Raw genomic sequence first — 842 nt, forward strand, 5'->3', positions numbered from 1 at the left:
GATCAGATCGGGCTCGGCCGGCAGCGGCAGGAACTCGCGCGCGCCGGCCCGGATCGCCCGCACCGCCGCCGCGGCGTCCGAGGAGCGGCCGCAGGCCACCACGGGACAGGCGATGCGCTCGGCCTCCAGCGCCTGCACCAGCCAGGCGACATCGTGCAGCACGTCGCAGAGCACGAGGTCGCAGCCCTCGGCCCGGGCATGGGCGATCGCGGTGGAGACGCCGTCGGCCTGCGCCAGCCGCGCCCCGCCGGCCCGGGCGATGCGCGCGGCCTGGCCGAGCTCGCCCTCCAGGCTGCCGACGATGAGGAGGCGTGTCATCCTCAGCTCCGGTCCGTCTTGACGATCTCGGTCATGGTCACGCCGAGGCGGTTGTCGTCCACCATCACCACCTCGCCACGCGCGACGAGGCGGTTGTTGACGTAGATGTCCACCGCCTCGCCGAGCTTGCGGTCGAGTTCCACCACGGCGCCGCGCCCCAGCTTGAGGAGCTGGCTCACCTGCATCGTGGCGTGGCCCAGCACGGCGCTGACCTGGACCGGAATGTCATAGACTGCGCCCAGGCCGGGGGTGCCTGCCTGGCCCGGCGTGCCGCGTTCCTGCGCCAGCGTGCCGCCAGCGGCGGTGCTCTGGGGGGCACCCTGGGTGGCGAGGGGCTCGAACTGTCCGCTCATGACGGGATTTCCTCATCCGTGAAGCCGAGCGAGGCCATCGCCTCGCGAATGGCGGCGCGACGCTCCGCCAGAACCAAAGCGAGGCCGCCGCCGCGCCAGGCGATGCGCGCGTCGCCGGGCGGCAGGGCCTGTCTCTTGATCACATCTACGCACAGCTCCACCGTAAGGCGA

General features: G+C 72.7%; 1 protein-coding gene and 1 pseudogene. Both read right to left on the reverse strand.

Going from position 1 to position 842, the window contains the following annotated elements; all coding sequences use genetic code 11:
* Window positions 1–318 (reverse strand): annotated as a pseudogene (locus ROTAS13_RS25245) (response regulator); the annotation flags it as partial.
* A gap of 2 nt (window positions 319–320) precedes the next feature.
* Window positions 321–671: a flagellar motor switch protein FliN gene (gene fliN, locus ROTAS13_RS25250; RefSeq protein WP_139323607.1), complete on the reverse strand. Its 351-nt coding sequence runs from the start codon at window positions 669–671 to the stop codon at window positions 321–323.
* Window positions 672–842 lie beyond the last annotated feature (171 nt).

Origin of the sequence: Roseomonas sp. TAS13, assembly GCF_001950415.1 — a bacterium.
Lineage (GTDB): Bacteria > Pseudomonadota > Alphaproteobacteria > Acetobacterales > Acetobacteraceae > Roseomonas > Roseomonas mucosa.